This is a genomic window from Micromonospora phytophila, assembly GCF_023656545.1.
Taxonomy (GTDB): Bacteria; Actinomycetota; Actinomycetes; order Mycobacteriales; family Micromonosporaceae; genus Micromonospora; species Micromonospora phytophila.
The window spans coordinates 1-5200 of the sequence record NZ_JAMOKF010000355.1 but is presented as its reverse complement, the minus strand read 5'-3'; the positions used below and the strand labels follow the sequence as shown (position 1 = coordinate 5200).

Here is a 5200-nt window from a genome sequence, read left to right as displayed (position 1 = left end):
CGGGGGACCGCAGCACCGGCAGTCCGTCGAACTCGGTCACGCCGTCACCTCGCCCTGCTCGTCGGGGACGGTGCCGGGGGCGAACCCGGTCGTCCGCCCGCCCGGTGCAGGCGCCCGGGGCAGGCGCCCGGGGCCGGACAGACCACCTGGCGGCCGGGATTCAGTCGCGCCGACCTGGGTAGACGCACCCGGCCGAGAAGACCGGCCGGCCGGCGACGGCCGCCACCCGCGTCAGGAGGGCCCGATGGCGACCATCCCGGCAGACCGCAGCCCGGAGAGCACGCTCGCGTTCCTGCGGGACGGCTACCGGTTCATCAACGCGCGCTGCGACCGCCACGGCTCCGACATCTTCCAGACCCGGCTGCTGCTACGGCCGACCATCTGCCTGCGCGGCCGGCCGGCGGCGGAACTGTTCTACGACACCGGGCGCTTCGACCGGGCAGGGGCGATGCCGAAGCGGGCGCAGCGCACGCTCACCGGTCGCGGCGGCGTCCAGGGGCTCGACGGCGAGGCGCACACCGACCGCAAGGGCATGTTCATGTCGATCATGACGCCGACCGCGGTCCGGCAGCTCGGCCAGCTCTTCGACGACGAGTGGCGGGCCCGCATCCCGGCCTGGGAGTCGGCCGGGGCGGTGGTGCTCTACGACGAGGTCGCGCGGATGCTGACCCGGGCGGTCTGCGCCTGGGCCGGGGTGCCGCTCGCCGCCGCTGAGGTCGAGCGGCGCACCGCCGACCTGCACGCGATGATCGAGGGTCCGGCGGCGGTCGGCCCCCGGCACTGGCGCGGCCTGCTCGGTCGCCGCCGGGGCGAACGCTGGATCGCCGACCTCATCGACTCCGAACGCGTCGGCACGCTTCCCGCGCCGCCGGGCAGCGCGTTCCGGGTGATCGCCGAGCACCGCGACGACCGGGACCGGCTGCTCCCCCGCCGGATCGCCGCGGTGGAACTGCTCAACATCCTGCGCCCCACGGTGGCGGTGGACCGCTTCGTCGTCTTCGCCGCGCTGGCCCTGCACGACCATCCGGCCTGGCGGCAGCGGGTCCGCCAGAGCGACGAGGCCACCGAGAGCTTCGTGCAGGAGGTACGCCGGTACTACCCGTTCTTCCCGGTGGCCGCCGCGCGGGTGCGCCGCTCCTTCGACTGGCAGGGCTACCACTTCCCCCGTGGGCGGCGGGTGCTGCTCGACCTGTACGGCACCAACCACCACCGGGCGCTCTGGCCGGAGCCGGAGCGGTTCCGGCCGGAACGCTTCACCGGCTGGCGGGGCGATGAGTTCGGGCTGGTCCCGCAGGGCGGCGGCGACCACCACACGGGCCACCGCTGCGCCGGTGAGTGGATCACCATCGAGTTGATGAAGCGGGCGGTGACCAACCTGACCACCGCCATGCGCTACGACGTACCCCCGCAGGACCTGGCGGTGAGCCTGCGCCGGATGCCGGCGCTGCCGGCGAGCGGCTTCCTGATCGCCAACGTCCGCCGCACCGACTGACCCGCCGGGCGGAGCGAGGGCGCCGGCGGGCGAGCCGGGCCTGGACCGGCGACCTCGGCGTCGGGGCAGCCGGACGCCCCGGGGCCGGCCGGCGCGCGGCCGAACCCGGGGCGGTACGGGTCACGCCGGGTGCAGAACGCTGCGCAGGCAGCCGTCCTCCTTCTTCTCGAACATCTCGTAGCCGCGGGCGCCCTGCTCCAGCGGCATCGGGTGGGTGGCGAGGTAGCCGGGGTCGATCTCGCCGGCGGCGATCCGGTCCAGCAGCATCGGGATGTAGCGCTGGGCGTGCATCTGCCCCATTCGCAGCACCAGCGCCTTGTTCATGGCCGCGCCGAGCGGGAACTTGTCCACCAGGCCGGCGTAGACGCCGACGATGCTCACCGTGCCGCCCTTGCGGCAGGCCATGATCGCCTGACGCACCGAGGTGGGGCGGTCGACCTGCAACCGGGCGGTCTGCTTCGCCTTGTCGTACGCGTACGCCGGGCCGACGTCGTGCGACTCCATGCCGACCGCCTCGATGCAGGCGTCCGGGCCCCGGCCGGCGGTCATCTCCCGCAGCGCCTCCAGCACGTCGGTCTCCGCGTAGTTGATCGTCTCGACGCCGAGCCGGTCGGCGGCGGTGCCGAGCCGCTCCGGCAGCCGGTCGATGACGATCACCCGCTCGGCGCCGAGCAGCTGGGCGGCCCGGGCCGCCATCTGGCCGACGCCGCCGGCGCCCCAGACCGCGACCACCTCACCGCCGGTGAGCCCGCAGAAGTCCGCGCCCATCCACCCGGTCGGCATCGCGTCGGAGGCGAACACCACCGAGTCGTCCGGCACCCCGTCGGGAACCTTGAACGCGCCGACGTCGCCGAACGGCACCCGGATGTACTCGGCGTGGCTGCCGGAGTAGCCGCCGGCGGCGTGCGAGTAGCCGAGGATGCCGGCCGGCGAGTGCCCCCAGAGCTTCTCGGTGAAGACCGGCTGCGGGTTGGAGTTGTCGCAGAGCGAGTATTGCTCGGTGCGGCAGTACCAGCAGCCGCCGCAGGCCACGACCGAACCGACCACCACCCGGTCCCCCACGGCCAGCCGCCGTACGCCCGGACCGGTCTCCACCACCTCGCCCATGAACTCGTGGCCGAGGATGTCGCCCTCCCGCATCGCCGGCAGGAAGCCGTTGATCAGGTGCAGGTCGGAGCCGCAGACGCTGCTGGCGCGCACCTTGACGATGATGTCGCCCTCGGCGCGGATCCGCGGCTCGGGCACGTCGCGTACCGCCAGTTTGCCGACGCCTTCCCAGCAGAGCGCCCTCACGCCCGTCCTCCCGTCGTCAACCGCTCGCGGACCTTGTCGGTCGCCTGCTCCTGCGCCGGGCTCCGGCCGGACGGGTCGTGCCGGGTGTCGACCACCTGGCCGGTCTCGATCAGCGACTTGATCCGCCGCAACGCGTCGCGCAGACCGAGGTCGGGCTCGTCGCCGCGGGCCAGGCCGAGCGCCCGGCGCAGCGGCCCACCGCCGCGGTAGCGCAGCTCGGCCCGGATCTCGGTGCCCCGGTCCTGCGGGGCCGCGACCAGGTCGACGTGTCCCTCCTGCGGTACGGGACCGTCGGTGATCCGCCAGCTCAGCCGGCCCGGGCCGTCGACGGTGAGTTCCGCCCGCCACTCGGTGCCGCCACCGGCCGGGTCGATGGCCACGCAGCGCCACCGGTTCTCGTCGAGCTGTTCGAGGGTCGCCCATTCGGCCAGGGCCCGGTCCAGGCGTTCCCGGTCGGTCCAGAAGCCGATGACGGCGTCCACCGGCCGGTCGACGGTGATCCCCCGCCGCACCACGTACCAGCCGTCCTGCCGGTCCGGCTGGTGGCGTCGCCGCCGCCGGGCCACCAGCCGGCCGACCCCGACCGCGGTCGCCGTGGTCGCGCCGAGCAGGGCCCACCTCGTTCCGTTGCTGGTCATCACGTCTCCTCCACCCAGGCGCCCGGGGATGGACACCCGCACCCCGGAGCGCTACCCGGGAAGGGTCGGTCGAAACGACGAAACGGTTTCATCGGCGGTAATCCGGGCATCTGCTGCCAGGTCAAGCGTCATCCGGGAGGCAACGGTGCCCTTCGATCCGAGCGAGTACGGCCGGCACATCCCCGCCGACGTCTATGACGACGCGTTCGCCTACCTGGACCCGGGTGCGGCGGTCGAGCGCCTGGTGGCGCTCGCCGAGGGCGGCCCGGTCTGCGAGTTCGGCATCGGCACCGGCCGACTGGCTCTGCCGCTGCTGCGGCACGGGCTCACCGTCGCCGGCGTGGAGGGGTCACCGGAGATGGCCGCCCGGCTGCGGGACAAACCCGACGGGGAACGGATCGAGGTGGCCGTCGGGGACTTCACCGGGACCCGGGTCGCGGGCGAGTTCTCCCTGGTGCTGCTCGCCGTCAACACGATCTTCGCGCTGCCCGACCAGGCCGCCCAGGTCGCCTGCTTCCGCAACGCCGCCGCGCACCTGCGCCCCGGCGGCAGGTTCGTGGTGGAGGCGTGGGTGCCCGACCCGGGCGCGTTCCGCGCCGGCACGTCGCTGCGTCCGGTCCTCGTCGCCCAGGACGCGGTGCTGCTGGAGGCCGCCGAACTGCACCCCGCCGAGCAGCGGATGACCACCACGAAGGTCCGGCTCAGCAACGACGGGGTGCGGCTCCTCCCCGCCAACCACCGGTACGCCTGGCCGGCCGAGCTGGATCTGATGGCCGAGCTGGCCGGGATGACCCGGGAACACCGCTGGGCGGACTGGACCGGCGCCGCGTTCACCGACGACAGCCGCAACCACGTCACCGTCTACCGCCGCCCGGAGTCGGCGTGAGCGCCCCGGCCCGGCCGGCCGGCCACCCGGGCCGCGACGGCGGCCGGCCGGCCACCCCGACCCCGGCGACCCCGACCCCGGCCGCACCGACCTGCGCCGGCACCGCGGCGGGCTGGTCGGTCGCGCCGCCGCACCGGCTCCCGATCGCGTACGTGCTGCCGCTGCGCTGGACCGGTGACGCCGGCCTGGCCGAGCTGACCGGGTACCTGCGCTGGCTCGGCACCCGGGTAGAGGTGATCGTGGTCGACGGGTCGCCCCCGGAGGTCTTCGCCCGGCACGACCTGGCCTGGCGGGGGCTGGTCCGGCACCTCGCCCCGGACCCCGCCGTGCGGGGCGTCAACGGCAAGGTGACCGGGGTGCTCACCGGTGTCGCCGCGGCCCGGCACGAGCACGTGGTGATCGCCGACGACGACGTCCGCTACGACGAGCAGGGGCTGCGCGCGGTGAACCGGCTGCTGGACCGGGTGGACCTGGTCCGGCCGCAGAACTACTTCGACCCGCTGCCCTGGCACGCGTACTGGGACAGCGGGCGGACCCTGCTCAACCGGGCGCTCGGCGCGGACTATCCGGGCACTCTGGCGGTACGCCGCAGCACCTTCCTCGCCATGGGCGGCTACGACCCGGACGTGCTGTTCGAGAACCTGGAGCTGATCCGCACGGTGCGCGCGTACGGGGGCACCGAGGCGGCGCCGGCCGGTCTCTACGTACGCCGGCTGCCGCCGGAGACCGCCCACTTCCTGGGTCAGCGGGTCCGCCAAGCGTACGACGACCTGGCCCAGCCGGCGCGCCTGGTGGTGTCGCTCGCGGTCCTGCCGGCGCTGGCGACGGCGGTCGCGGCCCGACGGCCGGGGCTGCTGCTCGGCGCGGCGGCGGCCACCGTGGGCCTGGCCG

Annotated in this window: 5 protein-coding genes; 3 read left to right on the top strand and 2 right to left on the bottom strand. The window is 74.7% G+C overall.

Annotation, left to right across the window (positions count from 1 at the left end; genetic code table 11):
- The first annotated feature begins 244 nt into the window (after nt 1-244).
- Nucleotides 245-1492 (top strand): cytochrome P450, encoded by a 1248-nt coding sequence (locus NCC78_RS27180; protein ID WP_250798030.1) that lies wholly within the window; start codon nt 245-247, stop codon nt 1490-1492.
- A 120-nt stretch (nt 1493-1612) separates the two neighbouring features.
- On the opposite strand, the gene NCC78_RS27175 is transcribed toward NCC78_RS27180, so the two are convergent.
- A complete protein-coding gene (locus tag NCC78_RS27175) occupies nt 1613-2785 on the bottom strand; it encodes a zinc-dependent alcohol dehydrogenase (RefSeq protein WP_250798029.1) in 1173 nt (390 codons plus the stop codon).
- Nucleotides 2782-3423 (bottom strand): SRPBCC family protein, encoded by a 642-nt coding sequence (locus NCC78_RS27170; RefSeq protein WP_250798028.1) that lies wholly within the window; start codon nt 3421-3423, stop codon nt 2782-2784. The genes NCC78_RS27175 and NCC78_RS27170 overlap by 4 nt, the downstream gene beginning before the upstream one ends.
- A gap of 145 nt (nt 3424-3568) precedes the next feature.
- On the opposite strand from NCC78_RS27170, the gene NCC78_RS27165 reads away from it, so the two are divergent.
- Both NCC78_RS27165 and NCC78_RS27160 read left to right on the top strand, forming a co-directional pair.
- On the top strand, nt 3569-4309 hold the full coding sequence (locus tag NCC78_RS27165; RefSeq protein ID WP_250798027.1) for a class I SAM-dependent DNA methyltransferase: 741 nt from the start codon (nt 3569-3571) through the stop codon (nt 4307-4309).
- The coding region (locus tag NCC78_RS27160; protein WP_250798026.1) for a glycosyltransferase family 2 protein at nt 4306-5200 on the top strand (895 nt) is incomplete at its 3' end. The genes NCC78_RS27165 and NCC78_RS27160, both read left to right, overlap by 4 nt.

Excerpts from the sequence above, each read along its gene's own strand:
- NCC78_RS27180 (WP_250798030.1), top strand. The coding sequence starts at position 245 with ATGGCGACCATCCCGGCAGACCGCAGCCCGGAGAGCACGCTCGCGTTC.
- NCC78_RS27170 (WP_250798028.1), bottom strand. The coding sequence starts at position 3,423 with ATGACCAGCAACGGAACGAGGTGGGCCCTGCTCGGCGCGACCACGGCG.